At 64.2% G+C, this 17,911-nt stretch carries 19 protein-coding genes; 6 read left to right on the top strand and 13 right to left on the bottom strand.

Annotated elements, in window-relative coordinates; translation table 11 throughout:
- Positions 1-35: 35 nt before the first annotated feature.
- Together BLT75_RS17010 and BLT75_RS17005 are read left to right on the top strand one after the other, a co-directional pair.
- Positions 36-773 carry an N-formylglutamate amidohydrolase gene (locus tag BLT75_RS17010; protein WP_093034498.1) on the top strand — a complete coding sequence of 246 codons (738 nt, stop codon included), beginning with the start codon at positions 36-38 and terminating at the stop codon, positions 771-773.
- Positions 774-840: 67 nt separating this feature from the next.
- Positions 841-1,155: a DUF1244 domain-containing protein gene (locus BLT75_RS17005; protein ID WP_093034495.1), complete on the top strand. Its 315-nt coding sequence runs from the start codon at positions 841-843 to the stop codon at positions 1,153-1,155.
- On the opposite strand, the gene BLT75_RS17000 is transcribed toward BLT75_RS17005, so the two are convergent.
- The 5 genes from BLT75_RS17000 to dgcN form a co-directional block, all read right to left on the bottom strand.
- A complete protein-coding gene (locus BLT75_RS17000; protein ID WP_143028589.1) occupies positions 1,139-2,332 on the bottom strand; it encodes a CaiB/BaiF CoA transferase family protein in 1,194 nt (397 codons plus the stop codon). The genes BLT75_RS17005 and BLT75_RS17000 overlap by 17 nt on opposite strands.
- A 365-nt stretch (positions 2,333-2,697) precedes the next feature.
- Complete coding sequence (locus BLT75_RS16995) at positions 2,698-3,558, bottom strand: D-amino-acid transaminase (RefSeq protein WP_093034490.1); 861 nt, start codon at positions 3,556-3,558, stop codon at positions 2,698-2,700.
- A gap of 50 nt (positions 3,559-3,608) precedes the next feature.
- On the bottom strand, positions 3,609-4,457 hold the full coding sequence (locus tag BLT75_RS16990) for a DUF6544 family protein (protein WP_093034487.1): 849 nt from the start codon (positions 4,455-4,457) through the stop codon (positions 3,609-3,611).
- Positions 4,458-4,469: 12 nt separating this feature from the next.
- The gene (gene dgcA, locus BLT75_RS16985) at positions 4,470-5,435 is read right to left on the bottom strand and encodes an N-acetyl-D-Glu racemase DgcA (protein WP_093034484.1); all 966 of its coding nucleotides are present in this window, start codon (positions 5,433-5,435) and stop codon (positions 4,470-4,472) included.
- A gap of 78 nt (positions 5,436-5,513) precedes the next feature.
- A complete protein-coding gene (gene dgcN / locus BLT75_RS16980) occupies positions 5,514-6,515 on the bottom strand; it encodes an N-acetyltransferase DgcN (RefSeq protein ID WP_093034481.1) in 1,002 nt (333 codons plus the stop codon).
- 296 nt (positions 6,516-6,811) lie between these two features.
- Here dgcN and BLT75_RS16975 point away from each other — a divergent pair, with 296 nt between their 5' ends.
- Together BLT75_RS16975 and BLT75_RS16970 are read left to right on the top strand one after the other, a co-directional pair.
- A complete protein-coding gene (locus tag BLT75_RS16975; protein ID WP_093034478.1) occupies positions 6,812-7,774 on the top strand; it encodes an L-malyl-CoA/beta-methylmalyl-CoA lyase in 963 nt (320 codons plus the stop codon).
- A 64-nt stretch (positions 7,775-7,838) separates the two neighbouring features.
- Entirely contained in the window at positions 7,839-8,459 is a 621-nt protein-coding gene (locus BLT75_RS16970; RefSeq protein ID WP_093034475.1) for a hypothetical protein, read from the top strand.
- 36 nt (positions 8,460-8,495) lie between these two features.
- Here the strand turns inward: BLT75_RS16970 and BLT75_RS16965 are convergent, their stop codons facing one another.
- Together BLT75_RS16965 and BLT75_RS16960 are read right to left on the bottom strand one after the other, a co-directional pair.
- Positions 8,496-9,077, bottom strand: a complete 582-nt coding sequence (locus BLT75_RS16965; RefSeq protein ID WP_093034472.1) for a PA14 domain-containing protein — start codon at positions 9,075-9,077, stop codon at positions 8,496-8,498.
- Positions 9,078-9,211: 134 nt separating this feature from the next.
- Positions 9,212-9,664 carry an Lrp/AsnC family transcriptional regulator gene (locus tag BLT75_RS16960; RefSeq protein ID WP_093034469.1) on the bottom strand — a complete coding sequence of 151 codons (453 nt, stop codon included), beginning with the start codon at positions 9,662-9,664 and terminating at the stop codon, positions 9,212-9,214.
- Between the two features lie 72 nt (positions 9,665-9,736).
- On the opposite strand from BLT75_RS16960, the gene BLT75_RS16955 reads away from it, so the two are divergent.
- Together BLT75_RS16955 and BLT75_RS16950 are read left to right on the top strand one after the other, a co-directional pair.
- Positions 9,737-10,333, top strand: a complete 597-nt coding sequence (locus tag BLT75_RS16955; RefSeq protein WP_093034466.1) for a LysE family translocator — start codon at positions 9,737-9,739, stop codon at positions 10,331-10,333.
- A gap of 88 nt (positions 10,334-10,421) precedes the next feature.
- A complete protein-coding gene (locus tag BLT75_RS16950) occupies positions 10,422-11,384 on the top strand; it encodes an acetyl-CoA carboxylase carboxyltransferase subunit alpha (RefSeq protein WP_093034463.1) in 963 nt (320 codons plus the stop codon).
- Positions 11,385-11,473: 89 nt separating this feature from the next.
- Here the strand turns inward: BLT75_RS16950 and BLT75_RS16945 are convergent, their stop codons facing one another.
- The 6 genes from BLT75_RS16945 to BLT75_RS16920 all read right to left on the bottom strand — a co-directional run bounded on the left by BLT75_RS16945 (position 11,474) and on the right by BLT75_RS16920 (position 17,853).
- The gene (locus tag BLT75_RS16945; protein ID WP_093034460.1) at positions 11,474-12,619 is read right to left on the bottom strand and encodes a lytic murein transglycosylase; all 1,146 of its coding nucleotides are present in this window, start codon (positions 12,617-12,619) and stop codon (positions 11,474-11,476) included.
- 41 nt (positions 12,620-12,660) lie between these two features.
- Entirely contained in the window at positions 12,661-13,449 is a 789-nt protein-coding gene (locus BLT75_RS16940) for an ABC transporter permease (protein WP_093034457.1), read from the bottom strand.
- Positions 13,442-14,209 (bottom strand): ABC transporter ATP-binding protein, encoded by a 768-nt coding sequence (locus BLT75_RS16935; protein WP_093034454.1) that lies wholly within the window; start codon positions 14,207-14,209, stop codon positions 13,442-13,444. Before BLT75_RS16935 ends, BLT75_RS16940 begins: the two co-directional genes overlap by 8 nt.
- A gap of 6 nt (positions 14,210-14,215) precedes the next feature.
- Positions 14,216-15,229, bottom strand: coding sequence for an ABC transporter substrate-binding protein (locus tag BLT75_RS16930; protein ID WP_093034451.1), 1,014 nt, complete (start codon positions 15,227-15,229; stop codon positions 14,216-14,218).
- A 69-nt stretch (positions 15,230-15,298) separates the two neighbouring features.
- A complete protein-coding gene (locus tag BLT75_RS16925; RefSeq protein WP_093034448.1) occupies positions 15,299-15,952 on the bottom strand; it encodes a GntR family transcriptional regulator in 654 nt (217 codons plus the stop codon).
- A gap of 44 nt (positions 15,953-15,996) precedes the next feature.
- The gene (locus BLT75_RS16920) at positions 15,997-17,853 is read right to left on the bottom strand and encodes an adenylate/guanylate cyclase domain-containing protein (protein ID WP_093034445.1); all 1,857 of its coding nucleotides are present in this window, start codon (positions 17,851-17,853) and stop codon (positions 15,997-15,999) included.
- Positions 17,854-17,911: the final 58 nt, after the last annotated feature.

Raw genomic sequence — 17,911 nt, 5'->3', positions numbered from 1 at the left:
TGCCCTACACCTGCGACAAACTGGATGACAGGCCCATGACATACACCCCGTTTTTCGTACACGGCGAGGATCGCCCGTCCCGCTGGCTGATCACATGCGATCACGCCACCAACATCGTGCCCCCCGACATCTGTGGCGGCGACCTGGGGCTGGCGCGCGAGGACATGGAACGTCACATCGCCTATGATGTGGGCGCCTACGAGGTGTCGCGCCACCTGGGCGAGTTGCTGGACGCGCCCGTCATCGCGGCCAATTTCTCGCGTCTGGTCATCGACCCGAACCGGGGTGAGGACGATCCCACCCTGCTGATGAAGCTCTACGACGGTTCGATCATCCCCGGAAACCGGGACGCGGACGCGGCCGAGCGCGAGCGCCGGCTGAACATGTGCTACCGTCCCTATCACGACGCGCTGGCGCGGCTGGCGGCGCGGCCGGGCGCGGTGATCGTGTCGATGCATTCGTTCACCCGGCAATTGCGCGGACGCGACCCTCGTCCGTGGCACATCGGTATCCTGCACACCAAAGACGAACGCCTGTCGCGCCCGCTGGTGGAACGGCTGAAGGCCGAAGGCGATCTGTGCGTGGGGGTCAACGAACCCTATACCGGCGTGCTGCCAGGCGACGCGATCGACAAGCATTGCACCGCCTTCCACCGCCCCAACGCCCTGATCGAGATCCGCAACGACCTGATCGGCGAACACCACGGGCAACGCGCCTGGGCAGAACGGTTGGCTCCGATACTGGACCACGCCCTTCTCGACAGCGGAATTTGAGCGCCGGCAAGCTTGCCCGGACCGGATGCGGTTGTTACCTGTGATGCAGCAGTCAAGGAGACTTCCCATGGATCAGCAAACCGAGATCGAGCTGCAGGCCGCCGCCTTTCGCCGCCTGCAGCAGCACCTGATGCAGGACCGCACCGATGTGCAGAACATCGACCTGATGAACATGGCGGGGTTCTGCCGCAACTGCCTGGCGCGCTGGTATCAGGAAGCGGCCAATGCCAAGGGCATCGAGATGGGCAAGGAAGAGGCGCGCGAAATCTTCTACGGCATGACCATGGACGAGTGGAAGGCCAACCACCAGACCGAGGCCGGCGCCGAGAAACAGGCGGCTTTCGAGGTGGCATTCAAGGAAAACGTCACCGACAAGGGCTGAACACCACGCCTTTTGCGGCGAGATCATCGAATTCCGCCGCACAGATTCCCAATTCGGCCAGCACCGTCCGGCTGTCCTCTCCATGCCTCCGAGGCAGGGCGGTCAGTTCCGGCCCGCCGTGGTCATAGAGAAATCCGGCGACGGTGAACGGTTGTCCACCCCGTTCCTGCACCACGCCTCGGGCGGCGAATTGCGGCTCGTCCAGTGCCTGTTTCAGGTCCCGAATGCGCGCCGCAGGAACGTGACAGGCGTTCAGAATCTCTTCCCATTCAACGGCAGAGCGGGTTTTCAGAACCTGCTCCAGCAAGGCCGCGTCACAGTCCCGCCGCGCTCCGATCCCGTCGCGCCGGGTTGTCTCGATCTCGGCCGCCATTTCGGGCTGACCGATGGCCCGCATCAGGTTCGCCATCTGGATATTGGTATAGGCGCCGATCATCAGCGTTCCCTCGGCGGTTTCATAGGCGGAATAGCCAGCCAGCTTGGGGTCCCGGTTTCCATGCGGGCGCGGGGCCGCGCCGCTGTTCAGCGTGGCGAAGGTGCTGGAGTTCATCAGCATCAGCGCGCAATCGGCCATGGCCACGTCGATCCGCCGCCCCAGCCCGGTCTGCGCCCGCGCGAACAATGCCGCCGAGATCGCCAGCGCGGCCTGCGCGCCGGTGCCATAGTCGATCACCGCCGGACCGATGCGCACCGGCGGGCTGTCGGCCTCGCCATTGGCGGCCATCACGCCGGTAAAAGCCTGAATCACCACGTCATAGGCGGGATGCGCCGCCTTGGGCCCGGTGGCACCGAACCCGGAGATTGCACAATATACGAGGTCCGGTTTCAGCACGGCAAGCCTGTCGTATCCCAACCCCAGCGCGGCGACCGCCTTCGCGGTGTAATTCTGCACCACCACATCCGCGGTTGCCACCAGCCGGTCGAAGATCGCCCGCCCTGCCTCGGATTTCAGGTCGAGCGCGAGGGTCCGCTTTCCGCTCCCCTGTGCCTGGAACGTCAACCCCATGCCAACGGCGTTCAGATCCGGATCCGAACCTTCGGCACGCGTCATGTCGGGCCGGTCCACCGGCTCGATCTTGATCACTTCGGCTCCGAGCACGGCCAGTTGATAGGTGCAGAATGGACCCGCAAACACATGAGTCAGGTCAAGCACCCGGATGTTTTCGAACGGTCGCATCGCATCTCCACTGATCTGCGACCAGCCTGTCGGCACGACTGCCGTGCGGCATGACTGCGGGCGTCATCCCGACGTCGTTTCTGGCCGGATTGGCGAATTTCCAACCTTTGCACCCATGCCGCCATCCTGCGGGGCACGCGTGTGCAATGCGTTCACCGAGGTTGTGCGACTCGGCAAGGACCGGGCTGCCCGCATGCTCGACGCTTTCCCGCAGAATGCCCGACCAGATCAGATGCGGACATGGACCGCGTCCTCGTCGCCTGCAAATGCATCTGTAGCGCCAAAGGCATCGGCAATGGAAACAGCGGCGAGGCGGTTTTCCATCAAACGCCTTCGCCGCCGCACACCGCCTGCTGGCCGACAGCTCAGATGGCCGTTCTGCGCGCCTCGTCCAGGTAGATTTCGCGCAACCGGCGCGCGATGGGGCCGGGCGTGCCGTCGCCCAGCGCAACTCCGTCGATCTCGACCACCGGCATGACAAAGGCACTGGCCGAGGTGGTGAAGGCTTCGTCAGCCTGCTTGGCCTCGTCGATGGTGAAAAGCCGCTCCTCGATTTCCATCTGCGCCTCTTGCGCCAGCCGCAGGACCGCCTTGCGGGTGATCCCGTGCAGGATGTCGTTGGACAGCGGCCGGGTCACGATCTTGCCCGCCTTGACGAAATAGGCGTTGTTCGAGGTGCCCTCGGTCACATAGCCGTCCTCGATCATCCAGGCATCGTCGCAGCCCGCCTTTTTCGCCATCATCTTGCCCATCGAGGGGTAGAGAAGCTGCACCGTCTTTATGTCGCGACGGCCCCAGCGGATATCCTCGATCGCAATGATCCGGGCACCTTTTTTCGCCGCCGGGCTGTCGGCCAGGCCGGGTTTGTTCTGGGTGAACAACACCAGCGTCGGCGGGGTGTCGGCCGAGGGGAACACGAAATCCCGGTCGCCATCCGATCCACGGCTGACCTGGAGATAGACCAGTCCCTCGTCGATACCGTTCAGCTCGACCAGCTTGCGGTGGATCTCCAGCAGCTCTTCCTTGGTGCAGGGTTCGGCCATGTCCAGCTCGTCCAGCGACCGCTTGAGGCGCACGGCGTGGCCCTCGAAATCGATCAGCTTGCCATCCAGAACGCTGGTCACCTCGTAAACCGCATCCGCCATCAGAAAGCCGCGGTCGAAGATGGAAACCTTGGCCTCGGTCTCGGGCAGGTATTCGCCATTAACGTAAACGGTACGGGTCATGTGTGGCTCCTTTGGGACATGCCGCCTCTTGCGGCGATTAGGGGTCTGCGTCAAGTCCGACCAAGCTGCGGAAAGCGCAGGTCGGTGACATCGACAATGAAAAACGGGAACCAGGCATCGGTTCCGAAATGATTTCCCGCCTCGACATGGGTCGGGATGCGGATACCTGAGAAAACCTGGCCATTGGAAAGAAAGGCACCAAACGGCTGTTCGCGCCAAACGCCTTCGGGGTTTGCATTGCTCCAGCGGGTAAAGGCCATCTGCACCGGCGCACCCGACGCATCCACCGTCAGGTCTATCGCCTGCTTCATCCCCTGATGTTCGATGGTCACGCGGGCCACATTCTCGTCAGTGCCCGTCCAGGTAACACCCGGTCGCGGCAGGACCGCGGCCGGTGTCCACATGACCGCTTCGGCGGCATAGCGGCCAAAGGCCGAACGGCGATGATCAGACGTGCCGCCATAGCGCGCGACCGGCACCAGCCCGGCCAGCCAGAACCGGGTCCAACTGCCGGAATCCGAGCCCGACAACCGGCGCAGGCCGCGCCCGGCCCGCATGGCCCAGACAAAGCCCTGCGGGCTGGCAAGGGTCTGCCGGGCGGTCATCGGCATGTAGCCGGGGCGCGCCTTGTCCCCCATGCCGAACTGGCCCTGCATCTCCAACTCGGCAACGGTGAAGAGTTCGGCACCGGGCGCAATAGCCCAGAGGAAGAACCGGCGTGCAGGCGCGGGCAGACCATCCACCATCTGCGGGTCGAACCGTTCGGGCGCGGCAGGCTGAAAGCGCGCAAGGCGCAGCGCCTCGTCCTGGTCCGCGCGCAGGTCACGCCAGCGCCACAGCGCCAGGGCAGTCAGACAGGCAAGACACGCGCCCGCCAGTCCAATGGCCCAGGCCGCCATTGCCCGCGCGCCTCAGCCCCAGAGGGCCGCGCTGGGCGGATGCACGCCAGCGGCATCGAATTCAAGCGGCGTCTCGCGATCCTCGGCCAGCAACAGCGGACCATCTAGATCGGTGACAAGAGCGCCCTGCGCCACCAGCGTCGCGGGCGCCATGGCCAGAGACGAGCCGACCATGCAGCCCACCATGATGTCATAGCCCTCGGCCAGGGCGGCGCGGCGCAGTTCCAGCGCCTCGGTCAACCCGCCGGTCTTGTCCAGCTTGATGTTGACCACGTCATACTTGCCCTTGAGCTTGGGCAGGCTGGCCCGATCATGGCAGCTCTCGTCGGCACAGACGGGTACCGGACGGTTCATACCGATCAGCGCCTCGTCCTGTCCGGCCGGTAGCGGCTGTTCCACCAGCGCCACGCCCAGCCGCACCAGATGCGGCGCCAGGTCGGCATAGACCTCGGCCGACCAGCCCTCGTTTGCGTCGATGATGATCTTGGCACCCGGCGCGCCCGCCCGCACCGCTTCCAGCCGCGGCATGTCGTCGGGCGTGCCCAGCTTGATCTTCAGCAAGGGCCGGTGTGCGTTCTTCTGCGCCTGCGCCCGCATCGCCTCGGGCGTGTCGAGCGACAGGGTATAAGCGGTGATCTCGGGCCCCGGAACCGGCAGGCCCGCCAGTTCCCACGCCCGCTTGCCCGCGCGCTTGCATTCCAGATCCCAAAGCGCACAGTCAACCGCATTGCGCGCGGCCCCTGCGGGCAGCAGATCCATCAACCCGGCGCGGGTGATATCTGCGGGCAGTCCTGCGATCTGCGCCTCGACAGACTCCAGTGTCTCGTCATAACGGGCATAAGGAACGCATTCGCCCCAGCCCTGATGAGTGCCGTCGGACACCCGCACCGTCAGAACCTTGGCCTCGGTCCGCGACCCGCGCGAGATGGTGAACACCTGCGCCAGCGGGAAAATGTCGCGCGTCACCTCGATCTGCATACCGCCCGTTCCTTTTCACTTTGCCTCAAATACTCCCGCCGGAGGCACCTTTCGTCGGCCTCCGGCGGGTCGTTCAGATCACACGGCGGCCAGCGCGTCCACCAGCTTGCCAGCGCCAAAGCGGAACGGATCGGTCGCGGGCAGGCCCATGTCGACCTCGACCTTGGCAAGATAGGCGCGCGCCTCTTCCTCGCTCATGTGCTGGGTATTGACCGATACGCCGATCACCTGGCAGTCCGGGTTGCCGACCCTGGCCAGCGCCAGCGCGGTATCGCGCACCGCCTCCAGCGACGGCAGCTGATAGCCCGGCAGGCCGCGCATATGGGCGCGGGTCGGTTCGTGGCACAGCACCAGCGCATCCGGCTGCCCCCCATGCACCAGCGCCAGCGTCACGCCGGAATAGGAGATGTGGAACAGGCTGCCCTGCCCTTCGATCAGATCCCAGTGATCCTCGTCATTGTCCGGTGTCAGCCATTCGATGGAACCGGCCATGAAATCGGCAATCACCGCGTCCAGAGGCACGCCGTCGCCGGTGATCAGGATGCCGGTCTGACCGGTCGCGCGGAAGGTCGACTTCATGCCGCGTTCGCGCATTTCGGCATCCATGGCCAGCGCGGTGTACATCTTGCCGACCGAACAGTCGGTGCCTACGGCCAGGCAACGCTTGCCCTTGCGCTTGACGCCATTGGCGATCGGATACTTGACCGAGGGGATGCGCACATCGTGCAGCTTGCGGCCGCAGGCTTCGGCCACGGCGACCAAGTCGGGCTCGTCCCGCAACAGGTTGTGCAGGCCAGAGGCGAGGTCGAACCCCTCTTCCAGCGCCATCACCAGTACCTTCTTCCAGTCCTGGCTGATCATGCCGCCCCGGTTGGCAACACCGATCACCAGTGTCTTGGCGCCGGCTTCGCGCGCCTCGACAAGGTCCATGTCCTTCAGGCCCAGGTCGGCCTTGCAGCCGTCCATCCGGAACTGGCCCACGGCATTCTCGGGACGCCAGTCCTTGATGCCCTGCGCCACCTTGGCGGCCAGTTGGTCGGGGGCATCGCCCAGAAACAGCAGATAGGGGGTTTCGATCATTGCGGTGCACTCCATTGATTCCGACACAGACTAAAGGTCTCGATCAACGAGCATTTTGCTTTCTGGTCCATTTGGTTCCGGAGGATTGGACGAATCTTGCGCCAAATCGCCAAAATGCTCAAAAATCTTCGAAGTTTTCAAACTGATCAATCATTAATCAGCAATTCTCTCTGCAAGAGCGAAGATATTACGCACGCAATGCTGCAAGCGCAGAAAGGCGCTTGCGCAAAACTGCGCAATTTAATACCTCATGGGGCGGCAAAATCGTAATTTCATTACTCCGGAAAGGCCCGCCCATGAGTTTCCGCATCCAGCCCGTCGCGCCCGCGCGCCCCAATCGCTGCCAGTTGTTCGGGCCCGGCTCGAACACGAAGCTGTTTGCCAAGATGGCCGCATCGGCGGCGGATGTGATCAACCTCGATCTCGAGGATTCGGTCGCCCCCAGCGACAAGGAATTTGCCCGCGCCAACGTGATCGAGGCGCTGAACACCATCGACTGGGGCAACAAGTACATGTCGGTTCGGATCAACGGGCTGGATACGCCCTATTGGTACCGCGACGTGGTGGACGTGCTGGAACAGGCGGGCGACCGGCTCGATCAGATCATGATCCCCAAGGTGGGCTGCGCCGCCGATGTCTACGCCGTTGACACACTGGTCACCGCGATCGAGCGCGCCACCGGGCGGACCAAGCCGATCAGCCTGGAGGTGATCATCGAATCCGCCGCCGGCATCGCCCATGTCGAGGAGATCGCCGCCGCCAGCCCCCGCTTGCAGGCGATGAGCCTGGGCGCGGCCGATTTCGCCGCCTCGATGGGAATGCAGACCACCGGCATCGGTGGAACGCAGGAAGATTACTACATGCTGCGCGAGGGCGCCAAATACTGGTCCGATCCGTGGCACTGGGCGCAGGCCGCCATCGTCGCCGCCTGCCGCACCCATGGCATCCTGCCGGTCGATGGGCCGTTCGGCGATTTTTCGGACGATGAAGGCTTCATCGCGCAGGCGCGCCGCTCGGCGACGCTGGGCATGGTGGGCAAGTGGGCGATCCACCCCAAGCAGATCGCGCTGGCCAACCAGGTCTTTACCCCGTCCGAGGCCAAGGTGACCGAAGCGCGCGAGATCCTGGCCGCAATGGAGACGGCCAAGGCCAACGGCGAGGGCGCGACCGTTTACAAGGGCCGGCTGGTCGACATCGCCTCGATCAAGCAGGCCGAGGTTATCGTGCGCCAGGCCGAGATGATCGCCGCCAACGGCTGATGCGCCAGGTATTCTGTTGCAAAGGGCGTCCATCGGGCGCCCTTTTCGGCATCCAGAAGATCGCATGACACAGCTGACCCTGTTCCATACCGCCGAGGCACATCGCGCCACCTTCGACACCCTGACCGCGCGGATCGCGCCGGATGCGCGATTGACCCATGTCGTGCGGCCAGACTGGCTGGCGAGGGCACAGGGCGGCATTGATGACGACCTGAGGACAGAGATCACAAAAACCATTGAAGCTGTCCCCGGTTGCCTGTGCACATGCACCACGATCGGCACAGTTGCGGGCGCGGCCGGGGCGGTCCGGATCGACTGGCCGATGATGCAGGCGGCGGCCCGCAGCGGCGGGGTCGTCTTGCTTGTATTCTGCCTGGAAAGCACCCGGATCCCGTCAAGCGACCTTCTGGAGGAAGCTTTTGGTCAGGAAGGACGGCCACCCCGCTATCACACTCTGGCGTTACAGGACCTTTGGCCGATGTATACCGCAGGCGACAAGGACCGGTTCGCGCAGGCGATCGGCAGCCGGATCGACTCCGAACTGGCGCTTCTACCCGACATCGCCTGTGTTGTTCTCGCCCAGGCTTCGATGGCGGATGCAGCCGGTTTCAGTCGTGCTGGCGTGCCGGTCTTGTCCTCCCCCGAACTGGCGCTGAAAGCCGCGTTGGGCCTGAAGGCATGTTGAGCGCGGCGGCTGGCCCGGTCCGCGCAGTTTGCAACCTCAATGACCGAACACGGTGTTGGGCACCCATTTCAGGCCTTTGCCCTTTTGCCCCCAGCGCATCATCAGGCACGAGGTATTGAGCCGGTTGAAATAGGTGATGTCCACCTTGTACCAGCCCGCCTGCGGCACCTCGACTTCGGACACGATCGTGCTGTCGCAGGTCTGACGACCATCGAACAGGCCGACCTGCTGCCCACCGATTCGCGCGTCTATCCCGTCATTGGTGAAAAAATCGATCTCGTAGACACCGGGCCTGTCGAACTTGATGTAACCCTGGATCGACGCGGCCACGTTTTCAGCGCGGTTCGAAGTCAGTGTGTTTTCGCCCTTGTTGGTGTCGCGATAGTCGAGCCCCCGCAAAGCCTGGCCTCTCTGCGCACCGGACTTCAACACACTTCTTGCATCAGACAAGTATTTGATATGCTGGCCTTCCTTGGCATAGCCGTAGGTTACGGACAACCCGCCCCTGAGCCCGCCCGGCTGCGGACTGGCAGGTTGCAGCTTGAGCGGAGCCGCCGACAAGGCACTGGCGAGTGTAAGTCCAAGCCCGGCAATCGCACCGATCCAGATGGATTTCATCTCATGGTCTCCCGGTTGTTAACGTGTTGCACCGGTCTTTCCCTCCGGCTTCGCGCAACGAAATCGTGTTCAGCCTAGGGTTCAATGTTTTGTGCGGCAAGTGGCGCGTGCGTGCGCACTTCCTCCTCGGCCGTTCAGGCGCGCATATCCTTGGGAGACCCCATCACCACATAGGTCGTGATCGAATTCACATGCGGCAACGTGCCCAGCACATCGGTGTGAAAAGTCTTGTAGCCGGGCAGATCGGCGCATTCGACACGCAGCAGATACTCGATCGTTCCAGTGATGTTGTGGCACTCCACCACTTCCGGCGCGCGTGACACTGCGCGTTCAAATGTCTCCTGCGCCGCCTTTGTATGCTCGCTGAGACCGACACCGATATAGGCGGCAAACCCGAGACCCAGTGCCGCCGGGTTCAGAACCGCGCGGTAGCCAGCAATCACCCCGGCACGTTCCAGATCCTGCACCCGGCGCAGACAGGCCGAGGGCGACAGGCCGACTTTCGACGCCAGATCAAGATTACTGATCCGCCCGTCCCGCGACAGCTCACGCAATATCTTGCGGTTTAATTCATCAATCTTGATCATTAATTGCGAATTCTGACCTAAATTTCGCAACAACGCAATTTCATTCGCGCATTTCCGACAGAGATTCTGCGCATGACCCATGACATCCTGATCGCTCTTGTCCTGTTTGCCTTCGTCTCGTCGATCACGCCGGGGCCGAACAACCTGATGCTCATGGCCTCGGGCGCCAATTTCGGATTTCGCCGCACGGTCCCGCATATGCTGGGGATCGGTCTGGGCTTCAGCTTCATGGTACTGATGGTGGGCGCAGGGCTGGTACAGGTCTTCGAAGCATGGCCGCCCAGTTATGTCCTGCTCAAAATATCTTCGGTGCTGTACCTGCTCTGGCTTGCCTGGAAGGTCGCCCATGCCGCCCCGGTGCAGGGCGGTACATCCAGCGGCCGGCCGATGAGCTTTTTGCAGGCGGCGGCCTTCCAGTGGGTCAACCCCAAGGCCTGGGCGATGGCGCTGACCGCGATTTCGGCCTATGCGCCGGGCCAGACCCTACCCGCCGTGCTTCTGGTTGCCGCAATCTTCGGAGCGGTCAACCTGCCCTCGGTCAGCACCTGGACGGTATTGGGGCAGCAAATGGCGCGCCTTCTGACCAACCCGCGCCGACTGGCCGCGTTCAACTGGACAATGGCCCTGGCTCTGGTCGTCTCGCTCTACCCGGTGCTCTGGCCTGGTTGACCGGAACGGGGCGCTGGCCGCGTCTGCCGAGTTGCATCCGGCGCGCCCTGAGGTCATATAGCGGGAAACCCCGCGACGAGAGGGCGCCATGACCCAATATCTGGATTTCGAAAAACCGCTGGCCGAGATCGAAGGCAAGGCCGAGGAGTTGCGGGCGCTGGCCCGCGCGAACGCCGAGATGGACGTGACCGAAGAAGCCTCTGCGCTTGACGCAAAGGCCGCCAAGTTGCTGGATGAACTCTACAAGGATCTGACCCCCTGGCGGAAATGCCAGGTAGCCCGCCATCCCGAACGCCCGCATTGCCGCGACTACATCGAGAAGATCTTTACGGAATACACGCCGCTCGCCGGCGACCGCAACTTCGCCGACGACCTGGCGGTGATGGGTGGGCTGGCACGATTCAACGACCGCCCGGTCATGGTAATCGGCCACGAGAAAGGCTCGGACACCAAGTCGCGCATCGCTCATAATTTCGGCATGGCCCGACCCGAAGGGTATCGCAAGGCGGTGCGCCTGATGGAGATGGCCGGCCGTTTCGGTCTGCCGGTGATCACCCTGATCGACACAGCCGGGGCCTATCCCGGCAAAGGCGCCGAGGAACGCGGCCAGTCCGAAGCAATCGCCCGCTCGACCGAGATGTGCCTCAGGATCGGCGTGCCGCTGGTCTCGGTGGTAATCGGCGAGGGCGGCTCGGGCGGAGCTGTCGCGTTCGCCACCGCCAACCGCGTGGCGATGCTGGAACATTCGATCTATTCGGTGATCTCCCCCGAAGGCTGCGCCTCGATCCTGTGGAAGAACGCCGAGAAGATGCGCGAAGCCGCCGAGGCGCTGCGCCTTACCGCGCAGGACCTGCTGAAACTGGGTGTCATCGACCGGGTGATCGCGGAACCGCGCGGCGGCGCCCATCGCGACAAGACCAAAACCATGGAGGCCGTGGGCAGCGCCATTGCCGCCATGCTCAAGGATCTCGACGGCAAGGACGGCGCCGCGCTGATCAAGGACCGCCGCCAGAAATTCCTCGATCTGGGGTCCAAGGGGCTGGCCGCATAAGAAAAGGCGCCACACGCGCCCTTTCATTTCGCCTGAAATACTCCGGGGGAGTCGCCCAACGGGCGACGGGGGCAGCGCCCCCTCTTCGCTCAGCCGGCGCGCAGCATCCGCAGCAATTCGATCGAAGGCGTGCCGGTGACCGGCAGGCCCCTGGCGCGCTGGTAGTCGGTGATCGCCGCCGTGCTCTTGCCGCCGATCACCCCGTCCGCGCCGCCGGTGTCATATCCGGCCGCGGTCAGGCGGGTCTGCAATTCCTTGCGCTCGTCCAGCGTCAGGCCGGTCTCGTCCGGTCCGAAAGAGGCCTTGAACGGTCCCCCGCCCTTGAGCCGGTCCGACAGGTGGCCCACGCCGATGGCGTAGCTGTCGGAGTTGTTGTAGCGTTTGATCACGTTGAAATTCTTGAAGACCGCAATTCTGGGTCCGGGCACCTGCGGTTGCAGCACCGCCAGCGGCGTGCCCGAACTGGCGGCGGCCGAGCCGACCTCGCCGCCCCAGGGCTGGCCACGCACCCAGCCGGCATTGGCGAGATAGGCAGCGGTCGAGGCCAGCGCGTCGGTCGGATCCTCGGACCAGATATCGCGCCGCCCGTCGCCGGTGAAATCCACAGCATAGGCCAGGTACGAGGTCGGGATGAACTGGGTATGGCCCATTGCGCCCGCCCAGCTTCCGGTCATGTTGCGGGCCGAGGTGTCGCCGTTCTGCAGGATCTTCAGCGCCGCGATCAGCTGCTTTTCAAAGAATGCGCCACGCCGCCCGTCATAGGCCAGCGTCGACAGGGCCGACACGATCGGCACATCGCCGCGCCGGGTGCCATAGCGGCTTTCCAGCCCCCAGATGGCTGTGACGACGGCCTTGTCGACACCATAGCGCTGTTCGATCCGGTCCAGCAGCGCGCCATGCCGGGCCAGCATCTGCTTGCCGGTGGCAATGCGCTCGTCCGAGGCGGCGATGGCAAGGTAATCCTCCAGCGAGCGCTTGAACTCGGTCTGGTTGCGGTCCCGCTCGATCACCTTGGGGATATAGCCCGCCCCGCGAAACGCGCTGTCCAGTGTCGAGGCGGAAATGCCCTGCGCCGCCGCCCGCCCCTTGAAGGAGGCGACCCAGCCGCTCCAGCCGGCATTGGGCACGGTGGGCCAGTTCTCTGCCGCGGCAGGGAGCGGCGCGGTCGTGGCCCCGCCGCAGGCCGAAAGCGTCAGCGCCCCCAACCCGAAAGTAAAGAAACGACGATCGATCATGATGAAGTCCTGCTCGTTTGTTTTGAGGCAGGATACCGTGATCAGCCGCGCCAGACCAGCAAGCGTTTCTCGATTTTGCCGATGGCCCAGCTGGTCAGCACGCCCAGACAGGACAGAATGACAACCCCGGCGAAAAGCCGCTCAAGATCGTAGAGAGCCCCGGCCTGCAGGATATAGGCGCCGATGCCGTATTGAGCGCCCAGCATCTCGGCCGCCACCAGCAGGATGATGCCGATGGCCAGCGACACCCGCAGCCCCGACAGGATGCCGGGCAACGCGCCGGGCAGCACGATCTTGCGCACGATCGACCACCATCCCAGGCCAAAGCTCTGCCCCATGCGGATCAGCCCCCGGTCGACATTGTCGACCGCGCCATAGGTGGCCACTACCGTCGGCGTGAAGGTGCCCAGGGCGATCAGCGCGTATTTGGAGCCTTCGTCGATGCCGAACCAGATCACGAAAAGCGGCAAGAGCGCGATCTTGGGAATCGGGAAAATCGCCGCCACCAGTGGCACCAGCCCGGCCCGGATGTAGGAGAAGAGCCCGATCAGAACCCCGATGCCGATACCGGCAGAGACCCCCAGCGCGGAGCCGACCGCAAGGCGGCTGAGCGACGGCAGCAGATGCGTCCAGAGCGCACCGGACCTCGCCAGATCGGCCAGTGTCGCGGCCACGTCGGAGGGGCGCGGCAGCGTCAGGTTCGAGATCCAGCCCGCCCGCGTGCCCCATTCGATGAGAAAGAGCAGCAGCACGAACACGGCGATGCCGGTGCCGCGCCTCGCCTCGGGGCGGAAACCGCCGCCACGAAAGGGAACCCGGATATCAGGCATCCAGCAACTCCTGATCGGCGGCCATTGCCTCGTCGCGCATCAGCCCCCAGAGATGCGCCTGGATCGCTTCCAGTTCCGGGTCTCCGGTCTGCCGTTCCGACAGGGGGCCCGGCACCTCGATCACCTCGCGCACCCGGCCCGGACGACGCGACAGCACCGCGATGCGATGGCCCAGGCGCACCGCTTCGGCCAGGTTATGGGTGACATAGACGCCGGTGAAGGGCTGCCGTTCCCACAGGCCCACAAGGTCCTCCATCAGCAGCTCGCGCGTCTGCGCGTCGAGCGCCGAGAGCGGCTCGTCCAGCAGCATGACCGCCGGGTTGACCGCCAGCGCCCGGGCGATGGCGACCCGCTGCTTCATCCCCCCCGAAAGTTGCCGGGGCAGCGCATCGCGGAAATCCGACAGCCGGGTGCGGGCCAGCACATCCTCGATGATCGCGCGCACCCGGTCACCTGGCAGGCGGTGATCTTCGAGTACCAGCGAGACATTGCCCGCCACGCTGCGCCAGGGTAGCAGGGCAAAATCCTGGAATACATAGGTCAGCGGGTTCAGGCATCCCTCGGGCGGGGTGCCGCCTTGCAGCACCTCGCCCCAGTCGGGTTGTTCCAGCCCGCCCAACATCCTGAGCAGCGTGGACTTGCCGCAGCCCGACGGGCCGACCACGCACAGGATCTCGCCCGCCGGGATATGCAGCGAAACATCGTCCAGCACCACCATGTCGCCATAGCGATGGGTCAGACCGCGAACCGCAAGTTCCATGCGCCGTCAGATCATCGGCGCGTAGGAGGAATCGACCAGCACCTCGGTCGTGATGCTGTCCTTGACCAGCCCTTCGGACTGGAACCAGCCCAGCTGGTCCTGAACCGAGCCCATGTTCAGGGCCGAATCCTTGTTCAGTCGCATCGCGCCATTGCGGATCGACTTCTCGGCCTTCTCGAAGGGCTGGTCGGGATAGACATAACCGTGCAGCAGCTTGACCATTTCGGTCGCGGCCTCTTCACCGGCGGTCTTGTCCACCAGGGCTGCGTTGAAATCCTCGGCCCCGCGCGAGAAGGCGCGCAGGAACGCCTCGGTCTGCGCCCGTTCGCCGGAGGCATTGGCAGCCGAGGTAAAGACGGTCGTCACCTGGTAATCGGGCAGGTAGTCCGCGACCATGCCGATATGCTTGACCGCGCCGCCACCGGCCAGCGCCTTGCCGATATGGGGCACGATCGTCCAGGCATCGACCTGTCCCGACTTCATCGCCCCTATGATCGCACCCACCTTTTGCAGCGGCGTGAACTTGACCGAAGCGCTCTCGGCCTCCGCGATCTTGGCCCCCATGTAGTGAAAGGACGAACCCGGCTGCGTCACCGCAAAGCTGCGCCCATCCAGCGCGGCGGCGCTGGTCAGGCCCGCGTCATAGGCCGCGTTCGAGGCCAGGATCATCTGACCGTCGATGCCCTTTTCCTCGCTCAGCGCGCCGCCGATCACCTTGGCCGCGCCCTTTTCCGCCAGGCTGATCAGGCCGCCGGTGATCGCAGTCACCGCGTAATCTGCATCGCCGCTGGCGATTGCCACCGCCATCGGTTGCGCCGCCTCGAAGAACTTGAATTCGACGTCCAGCCCCTCTTCGGTGAAATAACCGCGCTCGAAGGCCACGAAAGAGGCGGCATGGCTGGTGAAGCGCAATGCGCCGACCGTCATCTTGGTATTGGCCAGAGCCGGCGTACCCAGCATCGGCAGGGTGGCCGCGCCACCGATCAGTCCCAGCGCGCCGCGCCGCGAAAGGTTGCTCATGATCTCTCTCCCCGTTGAATATGGATCTCACCTTAAGACCAAGCCCAAGCCGCACGCAACCGCGTGTGATCAGCTCACCAGCAGGCGCAGACCCTGGGTGACGTCGGTCCGGACCGCCAGTCGCAGGCCCGGTTCGTCCCCCGCCCTGAGTGCCGCGATGATCAGCTTGTGATACTGCGGCGGATCGGTGCGGCGCAGACGACCGTAGAGCGCGCGCATCGTCGGCCCCAGTTGCAGCCAGACGGTTTCGGCCATGGCCAGCATGGCCGGGGCCTGTGCCCGCAGGTAGAGCGTGCGGTGAAACTCCAGATTGGTGCGGATATATCCCACCGCATCCCGCTTCGACACCATCTCGGCCACCGAGGTGTTGATGGTCTGAAGCCGGTCGATCAGCGCCATATGGGCGCGCGGCAGGGCGCGGCTGGCCAGTTCCACTTCCAGCAGCGCGCGCAGCGCCGCCAGTTCCTCGATCCGGTCGTTGCCCAGTTCCGGCGTCGATACCCGCCCGGAGCTGGACAGGAACAACGCGCCCTCGGCCACCAGCCGGCGCACCGCCTCGCGGGCGGGCGTCATCGAAACATCGAATTCCTTGCCGATCCCCCGCAGGGTCAGCGCCTGACCCGGCGACATCTCGCCATGCATGATGCGGGTGCGCAGGGCACGATAAACCCTGTCATGGGCTGCGGCGGTAATGGTTTGATCGGTCGGGCGCGGGCTCTGCATATTCCCATGTGATCACATCCGCCGGCAGCGTCAAGCCACACCGTTCACTCCGGCAGACCAGCCAGGCGCAGCGCCTGTTCAAGGCGTTTGAGAGTGTCTCCTTCGCGATAGGGATAGATATCCGGCAGATTGGCGAGCGTAACTCCAGGCTGAAGCACGAGCGCCTCCATCACTTCCCATTCCGCATCCTCGGTCCGGCCCATCTCGGCCAGGATCGCGCCTTGCAAGAGGCGCTGACGCAGTGCCTCGGGGTTTCTTTTCAGCGCCTCGGTACTCTGCGCCAACGCATCGTCGACATTGCCAAGGCTGAAATGCACCTCTGCAATGGCATTCAAATAGGGAAACGGTGCCCGCGGGTTCAGACGCAGCGCATATTCGAACCCGGCCAGCGCGCGCTCGGGATCGCCCGCATAATGCCAGTTCCACGCCTGCATCCCGAAACCATCGGCATAGTTCGGATCAAGCTCGACCGCACGCGCGAACGCCGCATCGGCCTTGTCGTATTCCCTGCGGAACATGTGGACCAATCCCAGAGAGGCATGAACAGCGGGCAATTCAGGGTCGGTCGCCACGGCTTGGCTCGCCAGCCGATAGGCGGTCTCCAGGGACTCCGCGCTCGTCGTGAGCGAAACGCCGGTGCGATTGGTGAATGTCGTGGCCAGGATCGCCTTGGCCAGCGCGAAATCGGGGTCGATATCCAGGGCGGACCACAAGAACCCCTGGGCGATCTGGCGCGACTCATCGTTGAAACGCCAGATTTCCTCCCAGGCGCGCAGATACAGGTCATATGCTGCCAGATTGTCGGTGTAACGCTTCGACAAGCGGCGCTTCTGGTCCTGCGTCAATTCGATCTTCAACGCGGCGATGATCTGCGAGGCGACCTCGTCCTGCAACGCGAACAGGTCGCTGAACTCGCGGTCCAGCCGCCCGGCCCACAGCTGGAACCCCGTCATCCCGTCGACCAGGTTGGCATTGATGCGGACGTGATCGCCGGCGCGCTGCACGCTGCCTTCGACAACATAGCGAACCCCCAGCGCCTTGTGCACGGTCCGGGCATCCATCGCCTCCTGCCGGTCACGGAAGGAGAAGCTGGTGTTGCGGGCGATGACCAGGAGACCACCGATCTGGCTGAGGTCGTTGATCAGGTTGTCGGTCATCCCGTCGCTGAAATAGGTCTGCTCGGGATCGCCCGAGAGGTTGGCGAAGGGCAGGACCACCAGGGAAGGTCGGTCCTCGGTGACCGGAACGCCGATGGCTGCAATTTCGGTTGTGCCGATGCCGAGGTCGCGCCCCAGAAAGGCATAGGACAAACCGGCGGCTACCAGAACGACAGCGGCCAGGAGAGGCGCCAAACGCCGGCGCAAAAGGCTGCGCAAGGTGGTTTCCTGCGCACCCCGGTCTCCGACAGACAGGTGATAGACCGCGACCGGTTCGGCCACGTTCTTGACCTTGTGCCTGCCACCATCGACGAACCGATAGTCGCCCCGCCTCCGGGCCTGCTCGTACACGCTGCGCGACACCGCTATGCCACCTGGACGGGCCAGGCCCTCGATCCGCGAGGCCACGTTCACCCCGTCGCCGTAGATGTCGCCCTCCTCGACGATGATCTCTCCGAGATTGATGCCGATCCGCACCTTCAGCGGATGCGTCTCCATCCCGGCCTGGATGTCGCTGGCACAGTCGAGTGCACCGGTCACGGTGGCAAATTCCACCAGCGCGCCGTCTCCCATCAACTTGACCAATCGTCCGCCGTGTTTCGCCAAGGCCGGTTCGACAAGGGAGCGGCGCACATCGAGAATCCTGGCCAGAGTGCCCGACTCGTCCTCGCCCATCAGGCGGGTAAACCCGGCGACATCCAGCATCATGATGGCCGCCAGCCGCCGCTGTTCCTGTCCGGTCATGGCATTTCCATCCGTCCTTCCGCAAGGTCACCTTAACAAGTCGCCCTGCCCGGACCAA

Source organism: Ruegeria marina, from assembly GCF_900101475.1.
In the GTDB taxonomy this organism is placed as follows: Bacteria; Pseudomonadota; Alphaproteobacteria; order Rhodobacterales; family Rhodobacteraceae; genus Ruegeria_B; species Ruegeria_B marina.
The sequence above is the reverse complement of the archived record's forward strand: the minus strand, read 5'-3'. Positions and strand labels throughout refer to the sequence as shown.